Genomic DNA, 15935 nt, shown 5'->3' with positions numbered 1-15935 from the left:
CTGCTTACTTGCACTTCGCCGCGCTGCGCCCGGCGGCAACCTGGCCCTTCATCGCCGAGGCCATCTTCGCCCCATAGACGTCGTTCAGTTCGTCATACACCTTGCAGGCATCGGCCGGCTTGTTGAGCTTGGTCAGCGCCTGGCCGAGGTACAGCAGGCTGTCCGGCGCCCGCTCGCCGTCGGGCATCTTCTTGTAATTGTCGTAGAACGCCATCGACGCGAGGCTCGGCTTGCCCTCGTCGAGATACGCGCGGCCGAGCAGGTTCTGCGCATAGCTGGCGCGCTTGCTCTTCGGATAGTCGACGACGACCTTCTTCAGCTGCGCCTGGGCCTGCGGATATTGCTTGGCCTCCCAAAGGCGGTAACCGTACAGATACTCGTCCTCCGCCGGATCTCCGGTGGCAGGCTTCTCGACCGAAACCCTGGTCGGAGCCGGCGTGTCCGGCCTCGACGCCGTCTCGGGGCGGGTCGTCGGGCGCGACGGGCCGGTATTCGAGGAGCCGCCGTTCGAGGGGCCGGCATTCGAGGGATCGTCGGGCTCGGTCGGACCGCCAGTTCCGGCGATCGGCGCGGGACCGGTTTCGAGCGTCTTCATCCGCGCGTCGTTCGAGCGGCGGTAATTGTCGAACGCATCCTGCAACTGGCGCGTGCGGTTCTGGTTCTGCTCGATCTGTTCGGTGAGCGAGGTCATCTGCTGTTCGAGCGACGTCACGCGCTGGTTCACGTCGGCGAGCGCACTGGTCGCGGGCGAGCCCGGCCCTGGGCCCTGCTCGCTCTGCGGCGCGCGCACTTCGGGCTGAAGCATCTGGCCGGCACCACCGGGGAAGACCTTCCGCTGGACCGCGCGCATTTCGCTTTCGAGCTTGCCCACGCGGCCCTCGACGTTTTGTGCCTGGGCGCCAGTGGAGATCGCGGTCGGCAGCAGCGCCGCGAGGCAGACGCCGATCAGAATAGACTTACGCATGGGCCACACCCCCGGTGGATTGGTTAATCGTCCGGGTATAGCTGCACTACCCATCCTGTCGCCAGCCTTAAGGCCCTGGCGATGCCCGCCGGTTCTCACGGAGTCGGCGTCGCCGTGGCAGCAGGCGGCGGGTTGGCGGCAGCGTCAAGATTGGCGCGCTGCGTTTCGGTCAGGGGACGACGCGGCGTACGCGGGCGGCTGCTCGTACGCGACCGCTCGCTGGTTCCGGACGGCGTGGCCGACGCGGCGGTCGGCGTCGGCTGCGGCTCAGGCGCACCGGCAAGCCGCGCCGCGATCGCCGGTGCCCCGATGCGGACGTCCTTGATCGCGCGCTCACCGGTGCCGAGCGCCGGCGCGGCGGCACCGTTGAGCGTCACGGCGAGCTTGTCCGCCCGACCGATGTTGATCATCGGGTCCTTCGCATCCTTGGGCACGTCGAACTTCTCACCCGGCTTCATCGTGCCGAGGTACAGCGTCTTGTTGTCGGCATCGTAGACGCGCATCCACACCTCGTCCGAGGCGGTCAGCGTGACCTGGCCGTTCGCGGGCGTCGCCGGGGCAGGCACGGGTTGCGCGGTCTGCGCGGCGGGGTTCGGCGCAGTTTGCGCAACCGGCGTCGCGGTCGAGGACTCGCTCGAACCGCGGAACATGTCGGTGCCGTACCAGAGGCCGACCAGCACCAGCACCGCGATCGCGATCCCCAGCGCGACGATCGCGATCCCGCGTGAGGGCACGCGAGACGGATCGGTCATCTCATAGGGTTCGTATTCGGGCGTGCGGCGGCCGAGCTTGGCGACGTCTTCGCGCACCAGCTGCGCGATCCGCACCTCGTCGACGCCGACCGCACGCGCATAGGCGCGGCTGAAGCCGACCGCGTAGGTGGAGGACGGCAGCGCGGAATAGTCGGATGCCTCGATCGCCTCGAGATGGCGCAGCGGCACGCGCGTACGTGCGGCGATATCCGCGACGCTCAATCCCTGCGACTCGCGGCTGTTGCGAAGAATGTCGCCAGCACGCTCTGGTACAGCGGGCGTAGCGTTCTGGCCGGTTTCGACCTCGTCCATTCTTGTCTCCGAAGCGGGCTGCGTAGCGTTGCCCGTCATGTCCCCCGTCTTTCAGAGGCCCCTAGCCGTGTCAACGCGCACGCGGCCCGGAACCGCCGGTTTCGGGCCTTCAGACGATTTCGACGCCGTTTTCGGTCGCCCATGCGGTCAGCGCGCCGCGCATGTCGCGAGGTGGATCCGCCAGCAGTCCTGTCATGTATCGGGTAAGCGCGGCGCGATCGAGCGAGCGCGTCATCGCCTTGATCGGGCCGACCGCGGCGGGGGTGATCGACAACCGCTCGATCCCGAGGCCGATCAGCGCCATTGCCTCCAGCGGCCGCCCGCCCATCTCGCCGCACACCGCGAGATCGACCTTGGCGTCGCGCGTCGGCGACACCAGCCGCGCGATGAAGCGAAGAATCGACGGGCTGAGCCAGTCGTAGCGCTCGGCGAGCTTGGGATTGGCGCGATCGGCGGCGAACAGGAACTGGGTCAGATCGTTGGTGCCGATCGACAGGAACTCGATACGCGGCAGCAGCACGTCGAGCATTTCGGCGAGCGCCGGCACCTCCAGCATCGCACCATAGCGGATCGCCAGCGGCATTTTCCGCCCACGCCCTTCGAGCCACGTCCGCTGCGCCTCGAACAGCGCGCGTGCTTCGTCGAACTCCCAGGGCTCGCTGACCATTGGGAACATCACGTTGAGCGTGCGACCGGCGGCCGCCTCCAGCAACGCCCGCGCCTGCACCTTCATCAACCCGTCACGCTCCAGGCCGAGGCGTAGCGCGCGCCAGCCCATTGCCGGGTTCTCCTCGTCCGAATCTTCCTTGTTCAGATACGGCAGCGCCTTGTCGCCACCGATATCGACGGTGCGGAAGATCACCGGGCGATCGCCCGCCGCGTCGAGCACTTCCTTGTAAAGCCGCTGCTGACGCTCGCGCTGCGGCAAAGTGGCCGAAACGAGAAACTGGAACTCGGTGCGGAACAGGCCGATGCCGTCCGCGCCGGTGACATCGAGCGCGGCAACGTCGTCACGCAGGCCGGCATTGACCATGAGCGTCAGCCGGTGGCCGTCCTTCGTGATCGGCGGCACATCGCGCAACGCCGCGAACGCAGCCTTGCGCTTCTGCCGCATCGCGAGCCGCGCATCGAACGCCTCCTCCATCGCCGCGGAGGGTCGTGCGAAGACGTTGCTCTCGGCGCTGTCGAGCAACAGCATGTCGCCCTCCGCGACCAGCCGGCGGATATCGCGGACGCGGCCGAGCACCGGCACGCCCATCGCGCGCGCGACGATCGTGACGTGTGCGGTGAGCGAGCCCTCCTCGAGGATCACGCCCTTCAACCGGCGCTTGTCGTATTCGAGCAGTTCGGCAGGCCCGAGGTTGCGTGCGATCAGGATCGTGTCCTGGCGCAGGCCGAGTTGCGCCGCGGTGCCCATCTGCCCCGAGACGATCCGGAGCAGCCGGTTCGACAGGTCCTCCAGGTCATGCATCCGGTCGGCGAGCAGCGGATCGTCGATCTGGCGCATGCGCTGGCGGGTGCGCTGCTGGACGCGCTCGATCGCTGCCTCGGCGGTGAGGCCGGAGTCGATCGCCTCGTTGATCCGCCGCGCCCAGCCCTCGTCATAGGCGAACATCTTGTAGGTCTGGAGCACCTCGACATGCTCGCCGCCGACGCCGAATTCGGCCTCGCGCGTCATCCGGTCGATGCCTTCGCGCATCTTGTCGAACGCCGCATAGACGCGGTGCCGCTCGGCGTCGGTGTCCTCGGCGACGGTGTGCTCGATATGGATGCGCGGCTGGTGATAGACCGCGAAGCCGGCGCCCATCCCGTCGACCAGCTTCTGTCCGGGGATTCTGCATCGCCGCGGTCGACTGCGGTCGGTCCGCGCCGCCACCCATGGTGTCGATCAGGCCGGCATTGGCGATCAGTTCGGAGAGCACCATCGCAACCGTCTGCAGCGCCTCGATCTCGACGTCCGCATATTTGCGACGATCGGTGTGCTGGACGGCCAGGACCCCCACCGATCGCTCGCGGCGGATGATGGGGACGCCCGCGAAACTGTGGAAACGGTCCTCGCCGGTTTCGGGCTTGTAGGCGAAATCGGGATGGCTCGCCGCTTCGTCGAGGTTGAGCACCTCGACGTCCTCGGCGATCGTGCCGACCAAGCCTTCGCCGAGCGCGAGTTTGGTGACGTGGACCGCCGCCTGATCCAGCCCGCGCGTCGCGAACAGCTCAAGCACGCCTTCGCGCAACAGGTAGATCGAGCAGACTTCGCTGTCGATCGCGGTGGCGATGATGCCGACGACGGCGTTCAGCTTGGCTTGCGCGGAGGTGCGCGACGCCATCACGTCGTGAAGGCTGGTAAGAATTTCGCGGGCGGAGGCGGCGGCCGAAAGGGGCATTTGGGTTGGCTATCAGATGAAACGCTTGGGTGCCACGCAACAAAAGCAGTGTCGCGCCCAAGTTCGATCGATCTTTGTCGGAGATTTCTTACAAGCGAGGATCGATAGCGTCGAACACTCCTCACTTCCCCCTCCCTGGAAGGGAGGGGTTGGGGTAGGTCGGCCCGCTTGAGCCACCACGGTCTGGAATGTGCGGAAGCCGACCCACTCCTGCCCCTCCCTTTCAGGGAGGGGTAAGACGTCAGGTGTCGAACAAGCCGTCCTGGCTGCCGGCCGGCGGGTTCAGGCCCAGGTGCTTCCAGCCGCCTGCGTTCAGGAACCGCCCTCGCGCCGTCCGTGCGATCAGCCCCAGCTGAATCAGATACGGCTCGATCACCTCCTCGATCGTATCACGCGGCTCACTCAACCCCGCTGCCAAGGTCTCCACCCCCACAGGCCCGCCACGATAAATATCCGCGATCATCATCAGATACCGCCGGTCCATCGCATCGAGCCCGAGCGAATCGACCTCAAGCCGGTTCAGCGCCGCATCCGCCGCCCGCGCGTCGACGGTCTCATGCCCCGCCACATTGGCGAAATCGCGCACCCGCCGCAGCAACCGCCCGGCAATACGCGGCGTACCCCGAGCGCGCCGCGCAATCTCCATCGCCCCGTCCTTCGCGATCCCCAACCCGAGCAGCCCCGCCGCGCGCGTCACCACGCGCTCCAGCTCCTCGACCGTATAGAATTGCAGCCGCACCGGGATGCCGAAGCGATCCCGCAACGGCGTGGTCAGCAACCCCTGCCGCGTGGTCGCACCGATCAGCGTGAACCGCGGCAAATCGATCCGCACCGAGCGAGCGGACGGCCCCTCGCCGATCATCAGGTCGAGCGCACGGTCCTCCATCGCCGGGTACAGCACCTCCTCGACCGCAGGCTGCAACCGGTGGATCTCGTCGATGAACAGCACGTCGCCATCCTCGAGATTGGTTAGCAGCGCGGCGAGATCGCCCGACTTGGCGATCACCGGCCCCGAGGTGGCGCGAAACCCCACCCCCATCTCGCGCGCGACGATCTGCGCGAGCGTGGTCTTGCCCAGCCCCGGCGGCCCGAAAAACAGCACGTGATCCAGCGCATCGCCGCGCGACTTCGCCGCCTGGATGAAGATGCGCAGATTCTCGCGTGCGGCCTTCTGCCCGACGAATTCGTCGAGCGTCTTCGGGCGCAACGCGGCGTCGACGTCTTCGGGACGCTTGGCGGCGGTCAGGATGCGGTCTGTATCGGTCACGCCCTGCGATAGCGCGCTCGCGGCGAAGGGGCAAGGCGGCTATGGGTGCGGGATGACGAACGACACCGCGCAGCCCGACCTGTATCTGCTCTCCGGAGTTTCGCCTGCGCTGGAGGCTGCGCTCGCCGAGCGCTTCACGCTGCACCGCAAGGATCCGCCAGCGACGACGCGGGCGATCGTCGGCGGCGGGAGCAGCGTGATCGATACCGCACTGCTCGATCGCCTTCCCGCGCTGGAGATCGTCGCGATCCACGGCGTCGGATATGACGGTATCGACCTTGCCGCGACCAGGGCGCGTGGGATCGCGGTGACGACGACACCCGACGTGCTGACCGACGACGTCGCGGATCTCGCGATCGGGCTGATGCTCGCGGTGCAGCGACGGATCGTCGCGAACGACCGCGCGGTGCGAGACGGCGGGTGGTCGGTCGATCTTTCTCGACGCGCGAGCGGGCGAAGGATCGGCATCTTCGGGCTGGGCCGGATCGGCAAGGCCATCGCCAGGCGCGCCGCACCGTTTGCGCGCGAACTCCATTATACCGCATGCTCCGCCAAGCCGGAGTTCGCGGGCGTGTTCCATGCCGATATCGCTTCGCTCGCGGCGGCGTGCGACGTGTTGGTCATCGCCGCACCCGGTGGCGACGCGACGTCGCACATCGTGGACGCCGCTGCTCTCGCGGCGCTTGGCGAGGACGGCATCCTGGTCAACATCGCGCGTGGCAGCTTGATCGACGAAACCGCCCTGATCGCGGCGCTCGCGGCTGGGACGATCGCAGGCGCAGGGCTTGATGTGTTTGCCGACGAACCGTCCGTTCCCGATGCGCTCAAGGCGATGGATCAGGTCGTCCTGTCGCCACATCAGGGCAGCGCTACGGTCGATGGCAGGGCTGCTATGGCGGCGCTGGTGGTTGCGAACCTCGACGCGCATTTTTCGGGGAAGGCCCTGCTCACGCCGCTTTAAGCCGACCGGGTTATCCACTTCCAATCCTCCCCGCCAGGGGGGGTGGCGCCGAAGGTGACGGAGGGGGAGGACACGCGGCAGAGGTTTCCTTTCCTCCCCTCCGTCTGGCAAGTGTCAGCCACCTCCCCTGGCGGGGAGGATCGAAAGGTTCGCCACTTGCACTCGCGGTAAAGCTAAGACTTAGACGCCTTGCGCAACGCCAGCCGCACCAGCGCATCGAGCGAAGCCCCCGGCCCCAGTTCCTCGTCCGCCGCGGCCACCGCGACACTCGCCTCGTTCGGGCGAAACCCTAGGTTGAGCAGCGCCGACACCGCATCCGCAGACGCTCCCGGTGCGGCGTTCACAACCGCCGGCCCGAGCCCGAGCGCGATGCCGCCGACCTTGTCCTTCAATTCCATGACGATGCGCTGGGCGAGCTTCGGCCCGACGCCATTGGCGCGCGCAACCATCGCCTTATCGCCGCTGGCGATCGCACGGCTCAGATCGACCGGCTCCAGCGCCGACAGGATCGCGAGCGCGACGCGCGCGCCGACGCCCTGCACGCCCGTCAACAGCCGGAACCAGTCGCGTTCGTCCGCGCTGGAGAACCCGACCAGCCGCTGAAAATCCTCGCCGACGAGCAACTCGGTGAACACCGTGCACGCCTCGCCGATCGGTCCCAGTGCCGAGAGCGTCCGCGCCGACGCGCCGACCTGATAGCCGACTCCGCCGACGTCGATCACCGCGTAGTCGATGCCCGTGGAATCCAGGCGCCCTTTGAGATGCACGATCATGGTTCAGCCGGTAGAACAAAGGGTGCGCGGCGTCATCCCGGCAAAACCGCGGCGAACGCGCCACCGTGCACGCCGCCTGTCCTCAAGCGCGCCGGTCCTCAAGCCCGCCGCTCCTCACGCGCTCGGTTGGAGCCGATCGGGATCGCCGGAGGATCTGTTCGGCACGGTCGGGGCGGGTTTCGCGACGCCGTGCAGCGCCTGGGTCGGCGCGCCGATCACCGCTGCCCGCGCGCGCAGGCTCGCCCGCAGGAACACCGTGTCGGAGGCGATGAATCGGCGCGGGGTCGTGCCGAGAAACGTGCCGGCATCGCGCAGGAAGTGCGACGCGTCGAAATAGCTGCTGTCGATCATCGAATAGTCGTTGAGCCCGTCGGCCGTGATCAGGCGGATGAACGAGCGGAGGAACCGCGCGCGCCGCAGCAACAGCTTTGGCGGCATGCCGAAGTGACGCGTCGCCATCCGCCGCAGTTCGTGAGTCGGGATATCCAGCCGGTCGGCGACGTCCTTCATCTCGATCACGCCGTCGGTCACCGTCAACGCGGTGAACGCCCCATCAGGTCCTCGCGCGGATGCGGTTGATCGAACAGCCCGCCGAACACTTGGTCGAGCAGCGGCTTGATCATCATATCGTCGTCGAGCGCATCGAGCCCTTCGATCAGGCGGGCGGAAAGCTCCGGCCCGAGGGCGCCACTCAGCGGCGCCACGCGGTTGTGGAAATCGCCTGCCGACCGCGCGGTCAGCCGCGACCAGCCGAGCGCGCTCAGGCCGATGCCGACGGCGATCCCGCCATGCGTCTCGGTTCGGAAGGCACGGCTGGTCGGCCCGTAGAAGCTCGCACGATCGAGTGGGCCGAACCGATGATTGCCGATCGACACGGTCAGCGGGCCCGCATCGACGAGCACCGATATCATCGCGGGCGCGGGCAGATACCAGTTGAGCATCGGCGTGCGATGGCTCGACGCGTAGATCGCGTACCCGGTCAAATAGTCCGACAATGCCGGATCGGGCATATCGTAGCGCATCGCCATGCCCTCGGGCATCGCAAATGCCGAGGGAGAAACAGTACCGCTGCTCGTGCCGCCCCGCACGTCTTCCGCCCGCATTGCCAAGCCTTTAATCTAAATTAATTGCACGACGGCGCTGCCACACCATTTCAGGCTTGGCTATCAAAACCTGACCGGAATGGTTTTATACCGGCAATGGTAAAACTAGTTCAAAACGAACCAAGTTTTGTAGGAGTATGCAGAACGGCGCCAAGGTGGAGATCCGCCAGTTTGCTTGTCTCTACCCGCAGATACTATCGGAGGTACGCGTGGATCAGGCGCCGATACCACTGCGACGCGATAAGGCCGCGGCGCTTGCGACATGATGTGCATGCGTGATCGCGACGGCCAGCGCATCGGCTGCGTCGGGGCCGGCGAGCTTCGCGCCGGGCAGCAGCACCGCCATCATTGCCTGGATCTGCTTCTTGTCGGCGCCCCCGGTGCCGACGACGCCCTTTTGACGGTCGACGGGTGATACTCGCCGATATGCAGCCCCGCGCCCGCCGCGGCGAGCAGCACGACGCCACGTGCTTGGCCGAGTTTGAGCGTCGATTGCGCGTTGCTGTTGCCGAGCACCTCCTCCACCGCCGCGCCGTCCGGGCGCTCGGTGCGGATGACGTCGATCAGAGCGTTGTACAGCGCGGTGAGTCGACGGGGAGCGCCATCGACGGATCGGTCTTGATCTGGCCGTTGGCGACATGACTCAGGCGGTTGCCATCGGCGCGGATGACACCCCAGCCGGTGGTGCCTAGGCCGGGGTCTAGTCCCAGGATGATCATGCGAAGAGTGAAGGTTGGTTCGCGCGGAGACGCGGAGACGCGGAGGTGGTGCGTTCCTGACTGTCGTCTCGCGTAAGCGGGACTTTCAATTCTCCGGGCTGGCCGAACGATGCGAGACCGCTGGCGCGGAGGACGTAGCCACGAAGCACAACTCTCCGCGTCTCCGCGTCTCCGCGTGAACCCACCTTCTTCATCTCAATGGCTCAACCCAGCGATTCCATGATCTCGTCGGAGATTTCGTAATTGCCCCAGACGGTCTGCACGTCGTCGTCCTCGTCAAGCGCGTCGATGAGCTTGAACAAAGTTGCCGCATCGTCCGCGCCGACCGCGACCATCACCTGCGGACGCCAGGCGAGCTTGGCGCCTTCGGCCTCGCCAAGCTTGGCTTCCAACGCCTTGGCAACCTCGTGCAGGTCGCCCTGCGCGGTCCAGACTTCATGGCCGTCCTCGCTCGACGTGACGTCCTCCGCGCCCGCTTCGAGTGCAGCTTCGAACACCGTGTCGGCATCGCCCGCGCTGGCCGGATACGAGATCAGCCCGACGCGGTCGAACGCGTGGCTGACCGAACCGCCCGCGCCGAGGTTGCCGCCGTTCTTGCCCACCGCGACGCGCACGTTGGTCGCGGTGCGGTTGCGGTTATCGGTCAGCGCCTCGATGATCAGCGACACGCCGCCGGGACCGAAGCCCTCGTAGCGGATCTCTTCGTAATTCTCCGCATCGCCGCGGCTGGCCTTGTCGATCGAGCGCTGGATGTTTTCCTTCGGCAACGACGCCGCCTTGGCCGCGTTCACCGCCGCGCGCAGGCGCGGGTTCATGTCGACGTCGGGCAGCCCCATCTTGGCCGCGACCGTGATCTCTCGGCTGAGCTTGCTGAACGCCGACGAGCGCTTCTTGTCCTGCGCGCCCTTGCGGTACATGATATTCTTGTATTTGGAATGGCCTGCCATCGGTGCCTCTAATAGCCTGATGCGCCGCTCTTAGGCTCCGAGGGCGCTTTTCGCCAGACCGTCTATCTTCGCTTCGATCGCATCCAGCCTTGCCAGCACCAGATGATCGATCTTGTGATGGATGCGCAGGATGTCGAGCTCCGCGCGCAAATTGGTCTCGTAATCGAGGCTGGCGGCGAGGCGATCCTTCGCGGATTGCCGGTTCTGGCTCATCATGATCACCGGCGCCTGGATCGCCGCGACGGTCGACAGCAGCAGATTGAGGAAGATGTAGGGATACGGATCGAACGCCCGCCCAAAATGCGCGAGGATGTCCGAATTCAGTAGCATCCACCCGATCAGCACCAGCGTGAAGGCGATGATGAACGCCCAAGACCCGCCGATCTTCGCGACGCGGTCGGACAGCCGCTCGCCGAAGGTCGCACGCTCGTCCGACACATCGGCGGCGTCGCGACTGACGGTAGTGCCCGACTCGATCCCGGCGAGGACGCGGCGCTCCTCCTCGTCGAGCTCGCCCGGCGCCTTGCCGAGCAACCGTTGCGACAGATCGGCGAGCGGGGATTGATCCGTGGCCATGATCCGCGCCCTAGCCAGGATTACGGATTATGCCAGCGCGCAAAGCCCCGCTTGCGACGCGAGCCGCAAAGACTCCTTGCCCTGATGCGCCCGCACCTGCCAAACGCGCGGCATGACGGTTAGCGTGAATATGGGCACCGACGGCAATGGTACTGCCGTCGGCGTCGACCTGGAGGAACTTCTCGCCACGCGCCTGTTGGTGCAGGGCAATTCGGGCTCGGGAAAGTCGCATCTGCTGCGCCGGCTGCTCGAGCGATCGGCGGGGCACGTCCAGCAGATCGTGATCGATCCCGAGGGCGATTTCGTGACGCTCGCCGGCCCGCACGGCCATGTCGTGATCGAGGCGGGTGACTATAGCGAACGCGAGATCGCGCGCATCGCCACCCGCCTTCGCGAACATCGTACCTCGGCGGTGCTGAGCCTCGAAGGGCTCGAGGTCGAGGGCCAGATGCGCTGTGCGGCGTCGTTCCTCTCCGCGCTGTTCGATGCGCCGCGCGAGCATTGGTATCCGGTACTGGTGGTGGTCGATGAGGCGCAGATGTTCGCGCCGGTGACGGGCGGCGAAGTGTCGGAAGAGGTGCGCCGCGCGTCGCTGGCGGCGATGACCAACCTGATGTGCCGCGGGCGCAAGCGCGGGCTCGCCGGCGTGATCGCGACTCAGCGTCTGGCGAAACTCGCGAAGAACGTCGCGGCCGAAGCGTCGAACTTCCTGATGGGCCGCACCTTCCTCGACATCGACATGGCGCGCGCCGCGGATCTGCTCGGCATGGAGCGGCGCCAGGCGGAGGCGATTCGCGATCTCCAGCGCGGCACCTTCATGGCACTCGGCCCCGCAGTGTCGCGGCGGCCGATCACGGTGAAGATCGGCGACGTCGCAACGTCCGCGCGCAGTGGCAGCCCCAAGCTCACCCCTCCCCAGCGCCGCGCCGATGGATCTGCAGGATCTGCTGTCCGAGCCGGTGGTCGATGCCCCAGAACTTGGCCTGATGTTCGATCCGCGCCCGCGTCGCGTGCCGGCGGAGGAACTGCTCGACGGCATCGCCCGCCCGCCCGAGCCCCGCACCGCTGCGCCGCCACCGCCCGAGAAGACCGACGACGAGGTCGAGGCGGTCTACGCCGACGTCTTCCGCGCGATCGTCGAGGACCCGGAGTCGACGCTGCGTCCGCCGTCGGTCCTGTTCCAGGATTTCCAGGTGCGGTGCCGGATGGGGGCTTGGCAAAACCGCCTCTCGACCTGCCGGGCTTCGTGCGTCGCCTGAGTTGCGCCCGCGCGGGGATCTTCGACATGACGGACGAAGCGTGGACCGCCGCGCTCGACGTGGCCAGCGGCCTGCCCGACGACATGCTGGGCGCATTCCTGCTGGTCGCAAGAGCCGCCCGCGAAGGCGAACCCTGCCCCTCCGATGCGCGCATCGCCGCGACGTATGGGACGAGTTCGCTAGGCCGGGTGAAGCGCCTGATCGGCTATATCGAAAGCCGCGAGCTGATCGTGTGCCGAACCGATCTGGCCGGCAAACGCTCGATCACGATACCGGGGTTGGGGTGGACGACGCTGCCGGCTGACGCGGCTTGAAGCGTCAGCCGCGGATCGGGGTGAACTGCAACGACACGAACTGCCAGTCGCCCCTGATGCGTCGCGCGACGAAGCCAGCCCGCATCGCGCGTGATTGTAGCCGTCCGTCCTTGCCGGGCACCGCATAGGCGATCCGCATCGTGACGACGCCGAGTGCCCCAGCCGGTCGCGCGACCGTCTCGGTGATCGTCATCGGCGGCGCGGGCTTCTTCTTGTCGGCAGCGTAGAACCCAATCACGCCGTCGCGGGAATCGACTTCGCCGACCGGAGATATTTCCTGGTATTCGGGCGCCATCATCGCGATCATCGCCGCCTGATCGAACTGGTTACGAACGTTTAGGAAGGCCTCGGCACGCTGACCGAGTTTTTGCGCGTCGGTCTCGCTCGGTTGCGCCGCGACTGGAGCACTGACCAACAATGCCGCCGTAATGCCCAAAAATACCCGCATGCTTAGCCCCGATGCAATGTCGTATAACAGCAATACACCGGTTGTGTAGAAGCAGCAATGTCGTTGCGGGATGTCGACATTAAATCACAACAGCGATCGCGAGCCCTGCGGCCACGCCGACCTGGACCATCGCGATCAGTTGAAGCCGCCCGACGAACGGTTGCTTGAGTGTCTTGTGCCAGTAGCGATTGCGCGCCCAGAACGCACCCGGAGTGCCGCCGAGTGCTGCGAACCAGAGCAAGCGGCTTTCGGGGATACGCCGCGCGTCGGAAGATGATCGCCGCTTGTCGATCGCGAACGCGGCGACCGTGATCATGTTGATGATCAGGAACAGAACGAGCGCCGCGAAGATCGGGAGAATCATTCTCTACCGGTACATCGAGGGGTTAACGCGGTGCCCCTTCGCTACCGACCACATGTCGGATGAGGCACCGCGCGAAATTGGGATATCCTCAGATCATCCCCAACGCCTGAAGGTACACCTCGAGGATCGCTTCCTCCTCCTGGTATTCTTCCTTCTTCTTCTTCCGGATCGACAGGATCTTGCGGATCGCCTTCGGATCGTAACCGCGGCCCTTGGCTTCGGCCATCACGTCCTTGATGTCGTCCGAGATACCCTTCTTCTCTTCTTCGAGACGCTCGGCGCGCTCGATCAGCAGGCGCAGTTCGTCCGCTGCGACCGCGCCGCCGCCCATGCCGTGTTGCCGTTCGTCAGACATCGAAAATTCCCCACTCGCCAGCGCCACGCGCCGGCCCAAAGCCAATCGAGAAACCCCGCGCAGATGACCGCCGTCGATGACGTCGTGAATCAGACCGCTGCGGGGTGCGGGGCCGCGTCTAGGCGTTTACCGTGTTCGGCTCAAGCGACGGCGAGGCTCAGAGTGTCGCGTTCTTCGCGACGCTCGCCTTCATCCGTTCGAGCTGCTCGGGGCTAGCGTCGCCCTGATGGTGCGCCTTCCACTCGGCGTACGGCATTCCGTACACCGTCGCGCGCGCGTCGTCCTTCGACAGGCCGCCCGCCTGCTCGACCCAGTCGGACAGGCAGTTGCGGCAGAAACCGGCGAGCCCCATCAGGTCGACATTCTGTGCGTCCTCGCGGTGGCGGAGGTGGCGGATCAGGCGGCGGAACGCTTTCGCCGCTACGGCATCGTCCAAAGTATCGAGGCGATCGGGGGTCATTCGTATGCTCCGTGGTTGATCCGGCGGAGATAGGGTTTAAGGCCCGTCGCGGCAAAGACCTCCCCAGGAAACGCACCGCATGACCAAGGCCATCGCACCCCGTTCGCGCAAAGTCCGCATCCTCGCGACGCTAGGCCCTGCCAGCAGCACGCCCGAGATGATCGCAACGCTATTCCGCACCGGCGCCGACGCGTTCCGCGTTAATATGAGCCACGGTGACCAGCAGTCGAAGATTGCCGTGATCCAGGCGATCTGCGCGCTGGAGAAGGAATTCGGTCGCCCCTCGACGATCCTCGCCGATCTGCAGGGCCCGAAGCTGCGCGTCGGCAAGTTCGAGGGCGGGCGCACCGTGCTCGAAACCGGTTCCACCTTCCTGCTCGACCGCGACCCGACACCGGGCGACGCGACGCGTGTCGAACTGCCGCACGACGAGATCTTCGCGGCGATCGAGCCGGGCGCACGCCTGCTGCTCGACGACGGCAAGCTCGTGCTGCGCGTCGTGTCGCATAGCCCGCGCCAGATCACGACGCGGGTCGAGGTCGGCGGCGCGCTGTCGAACAGCAAGGGGCTGAACGTCCCCGACGTCGTGCTGCCGATGGCGGCGCTGACGGCAAAGGACCGCAGCGACCTCGACTTCGCGGTCGACCAGGGTGTCGACTGGATCGCGCTGTCGTTCGTCCAGCGCCCCGAAGATCTGTGGGAAGCGCGCAAGCTGATCGGCGGCAAGGCGGCGCTGATGGCGAAGATCGAGAAGCCGGCCGCGATCGAACGGCTGGATGAGATCGTCGATGCGTGCGACGGCGTGATGGTCGCGCGCGGCGATCTCGGCGTCGAGATGCCACCGCAGGCGGTGCCGCCGTTGCAGAAGCGTATCGTCGAAGTCTCGCGCCGGATGGGCCGCCCGGTGGTGGTCGCGACGCAGATGCTCGAATCGATGATCACCTCGCCGTCGCCGACGCGTGCGGAAGTGTCCGACGTCGCGACCGCGGTGTATGACGGCGCGGATGCCATCATGCTGTCGGCGGAGAGTGCGGCGGGTGCGTGGCCGGTCGAATCGGTGGCGATGATGGATGCGATCGGCGTGTCGGTCGAGGCGGACCCGGAACACGGCGACCGCATGCACTTCACCGTGATGAAGCCCGATCCGACGACCGCGGACGCGCTGGCCGAGGCGGCGAAGAACATCGCGGCGACGGTGTCGGCGGTGGCGATCATCTGCTTCACGACGTCGGGCTCGACCGCACGCCGGATCGCGCGCGAGCGGCCGTCTGTGCCGCTGCTCGTGCTGACGCCGAGCCAGGAGACCGCGCGGCGGCTCGGGCTGCTGTGGGGCACGCACGCGGTGCACACGCGCGACGTCGAGTCGTTCGAGGACATGGTCGCGAAGTCGAAGCGGATGGCGTTGCGGCACGGGATCGCGAAGGCCGGCGACCGGGTGATCGTGCTCGCGGGCGTGCCGTTCCGGACGCCTGGGTCGACCAACGTGCTGCACGTAGTGCGGATCGTCGGGGATGAGCTGAAGGGGCATCACTCGCAGGTTTGAGTTGCGGGGCTGAGGTCCGGCTGATGGGCTGAAATGCCCTCTTCCCCCTCCCTGAAAGGGAGGGGTCGAGGTGGGTCGGCTTCCCAAGGCCCGACGGTCGTGGCTCAAACCAGCCAACCCACCCCCAGCCCCTCCTTCCAGGGAGGGGAGCGAAGTGTGTGCGGACCGTCCGAGCAGGAACCCGTCACGCGAGCGCGCCCTGCCCCGTCATGCCGGGCTCGTTCCGGCATCCACCGTTCCGCATACTCGCGGTCCGTGGAGTATGCGGACCGGTGGGCCCGGCCTCCGCCGGGGTGACGGAAGAGGGGTGGCTGGGTGGCTGGGTGACACAACGCCGAGCCCGCCCAGATATCAGATCCGCCGACCATGAAGTTTGGACCGCATCAACCAAGCACCCCACCCCGGCGAAGGCCGGGGCCTAGTTGGGGGACGGT

At 66.7% G+C, this 15935-nt stretch carries 15 protein-coding genes and 3 pseudogenes; 3 read left to right on the top strand and 15 right to left on the bottom strand.

Annotated features, from left to right (window positions below; genetic code table 11):
- Positions 1–4: 4 nt before the first annotated feature.
- The 4 genes and pseudogenes from AC0IX7_RS19430 to ruvB form a co-directional block, all read right to left on the bottom strand.
- Positions 5–964 (bottom strand): tetratricopeptide repeat protein, encoded by a 960-nt coding sequence (locus tag AC0IX7_RS19430; protein ID WP_471813486.1) that lies wholly within the window; start codon positions 962–964, stop codon positions 5–7.
- A 95-nt stretch (positions 965–1059) separates the two neighbouring features.
- Positions 1060–2028 carry a RodZ domain-containing protein gene (locus AC0IX7_RS19425; RefSeq protein WP_471813484.1) on the bottom strand — a complete coding sequence of 323 codons (969 nt, stop codon included), beginning with the start codon at positions 2026–2028 and terminating at the stop codon, positions 1060–1062.
- Positions 2029–2137: 109 nt separating this feature from the next.
- A pseudogene (gene ptsP / locus AC0IX7_RS19420) lies at positions 2138–4412 on the bottom strand (phosphoenolpyruvate--protein phosphotransferase).
- 241 nt (positions 4413–4653) lie between these two features.
- A complete protein-coding gene (ruvB, locus tag AC0IX7_RS19415; protein ID WP_120299517.1) occupies positions 4654–5679 on the bottom strand; it encodes a Holliday junction branch migration DNA helicase RuvB in 1026 nt (341 codons plus the stop codon).
- A 52-nt stretch (positions 5680–5731) separates the two neighbouring features.
- Between ruvB and AC0IX7_RS19410 the strand changes: the two genes are divergently transcribed.
- Positions 5732–6640: a 2-hydroxyacid dehydrogenase gene (locus tag AC0IX7_RS19410; RefSeq protein WP_471813482.1), complete on the top strand. Its 909-nt coding sequence runs from the start codon at positions 5732–5734 to the stop codon at positions 6638–6640.
- A gap of 173 nt (positions 6641–6813) precedes the next feature.
- Here the strand turns inward: AC0IX7_RS19410 and ruvA are convergent, their stop codons facing one another.
- From ruvA to AC0IX7_RS19375, 7 genes and pseudogenes are all read right to left on the bottom strand, one after another.
- The gene (ruvA, locus tag AC0IX7_RS19405) at positions 6814–7413 is read right to left on the bottom strand and encodes a Holliday junction branch migration protein RuvA (protein WP_471813480.1); all 600 of its coding nucleotides are present in this window, start codon (positions 7411–7413) and stop codon (positions 6814–6816) included.
- Positions 7414–7527: 114 nt separating this feature from the next.
- The gene (locus tag AC0IX7_RS19400) at positions 7528–7950 is read right to left on the bottom strand and encodes a hypothetical protein (RefSeq protein ID WP_471813478.1); all 423 of its coding nucleotides are present in this window, start codon (positions 7948–7950) and stop codon (positions 7528–7530) included.
- Positions 7947–8522: a hypothetical protein gene (locus AC0IX7_RS19395; protein WP_471813477.1), complete on the bottom strand. Its 576-nt coding sequence runs from the start codon at positions 8520–8522 to the stop codon at positions 7947–7949. Before AC0IX7_RS19395 ends, AC0IX7_RS19400 begins: the two co-directional genes overlap by 4 nt.
- A gap of 208 nt (positions 8523–8730) precedes the next feature.
- Positions 8731–9071, bottom strand: a pseudogene (locus AC0IX7_RS19390) (crossover junction endodeoxyribonuclease RuvC).
- A gap of 8 nt (positions 9072–9079) precedes the next feature.
- Positions 9080–9235 (bottom strand): crossover junction endodeoxyribonuclease RuvC, encoded by a 156-nt coding sequence (locus tag AC0IX7_RS19385; RefSeq protein ID WP_471813475.1) that lies wholly within the window; start codon positions 9233–9235, stop codon positions 9080–9082.
- 203 nt (positions 9236–9438) lie between these two features.
- The gene (locus tag AC0IX7_RS19380) at positions 9439–10182 is read right to left on the bottom strand and encodes a YebC/PmpR family DNA-binding transcriptional regulator (protein WP_254686452.1); all 744 of its coding nucleotides are present in this window, start codon (positions 10180–10182) and stop codon (positions 9439–9441) included.
- Between the two features lie 30 nt (positions 10183–10212).
- Positions 10213–10758, bottom strand: a complete 546-nt coding sequence (locus AC0IX7_RS19375; RefSeq protein ID WP_471813474.1) for a DUF1003 domain-containing protein — start codon at positions 10756–10758, stop codon at positions 10213–10215.
- Positions 10759–10870: 112 nt separating this feature from the next.
- Here AC0IX7_RS19375 and AC0IX7_RS19370 point away from each other — a divergent pair.
- Positions 10871–12331: pseudogene (locus AC0IX7_RS19370) on the top strand (helicase HerA domain-containing protein).
- A gap of 4 nt (positions 12332–12335) precedes the next feature.
- Here AC0IX7_RS19370 and AC0IX7_RS19365 read toward each other — a convergent pair.
- From AC0IX7_RS19365 to AC0IX7_RS19350, 4 genes are all read right to left on the bottom strand, one after another.
- A complete protein-coding gene (locus AC0IX7_RS19365) occupies positions 12336–12779 on the bottom strand; it encodes a nuclear transport factor 2 family protein (protein ID WP_471813472.1) in 444 nt (147 codons plus the stop codon).
- 79 nt (positions 12780–12858) lie between these two features.
- A complete protein-coding gene (locus tag AC0IX7_RS19360; protein WP_471813470.1) occupies positions 12859–13143 on the bottom strand; it encodes a DUF1294 domain-containing protein in 285 nt (94 codons plus the stop codon).
- An 88-nt stretch (positions 13144–13231) separates the two neighbouring features.
- The gene (locus AC0IX7_RS19355; protein ID WP_197942503.1) at positions 13232–13474 is read right to left on the bottom strand and encodes a DUF2312 domain-containing protein; all 243 of its coding nucleotides are present in this window, start codon (positions 13472–13474) and stop codon (positions 13232–13234) included.
- A gap of 181 nt (positions 13475–13655) precedes the next feature.
- On the bottom strand, positions 13656–13958 hold the full coding sequence (locus AC0IX7_RS19350) for a DUF1244 domain-containing protein (RefSeq protein ID WP_471813468.1): 303 nt from the start codon (positions 13956–13958) through the stop codon (positions 13656–13658).
- A 79-nt stretch (positions 13959–14037) separates the two neighbouring features.
- On the opposite strand from AC0IX7_RS19350, the gene pyk reads away from it, so the two are divergent.
- Positions 14038–15501 (top strand): pyruvate kinase, encoded by a 1464-nt coding sequence (gene pyk, locus AC0IX7_RS19345; RefSeq protein WP_471813466.1) that lies wholly within the window; start codon positions 14038–14040, stop codon positions 15499–15501.
- Positions 15502–15935: the final 434 nt, after the last annotated feature.

It is taken from the genome of Sphingomonas sp. AC411, assembly GCF_979253035.1.
Note: the sequence above shows the minus strand (reverse complement) of the source record. Positions and strands in the feature narration are given on the sequence as shown.

Coding starts and splice junctions, on each gene's coding strand:
- AC0IX7_RS19410 (WP_471813482.1), top strand. CDS start 5,732: ATGACGAACGACACCGCGCAGCCCGACCTGTATCTGCTCTCCGGAGTT.
- AC0IX7_RS19360 (WP_471813470.1), bottom strand. CDS start 13,143: ATGATTCTCCCGATCTTCGCGGCGCTCGTTCTGTTCCTGATCATCAAC.
- AC0IX7_RS19385 (WP_471813475.1), bottom strand. CDS start 9,235: ATGATCATCCTGGGACTAGACCCCGGCCTAGGCACCACCGGCTGGGGT.
- AC0IX7_RS19350 (WP_471813468.1), bottom strand. CDS start 13,958: ATGACCCCCGATCGCCTCGATACTTTGGACGATGCCGTAGCGGCGAAA.
- pyk (WP_471813466.1), top strand. CDS start 14,038: ATGACCAAGGCCATCGCACCCCGTTCGCGCAAAGTCCGCATCCTCGCG.
- AC0IX7_RS19365 (WP_471813472.1), bottom strand. CDS start 12,779: ATGCGGGTATTTTTGGGCATTACGGCGGCATTGTTGGTCAGTGCTCCA.
- AC0IX7_RS19380 (WP_254686452.1), bottom strand. CDS start 10,182: ATGGCAGGCCATTCCAAATACAAGAATATCATGTACCGCAAGGGCGCG.
- AC0IX7_RS19355 (WP_197942503.1), bottom strand. CDS start 13,474: ATGGGCGGCGGCGCGGTCGCAGCGGACGAACTGCGCCTGCTGATCGAG.
- ruvA (WP_471813480.1), bottom strand. CDS start 7,413: ATGATCGTGCATCTCAAAGGGCGCCTGGATTCCACGGGCATCGACTAC.
- AC0IX7_RS19375 (WP_471813474.1), bottom strand. CDS start 10,758: ATGGCCACGGATCAATCCCCGCTCGCCGATCTGTCGCAACGGTTGCTC.
- AC0IX7_RS19425 (WP_471813484.1), bottom strand. CDS start 2,028: ATGGACGAGGTCGAAACCGGCCAGAACGCTACGCCCGCTGTACCAGAG.
- AC0IX7_RS19430 (WP_471813486.1), bottom strand. CDS start 964: ATGCGTAAGTCTATTCTGATCGGCGTCTGCCTCGCGGCGCTGCTGCCG.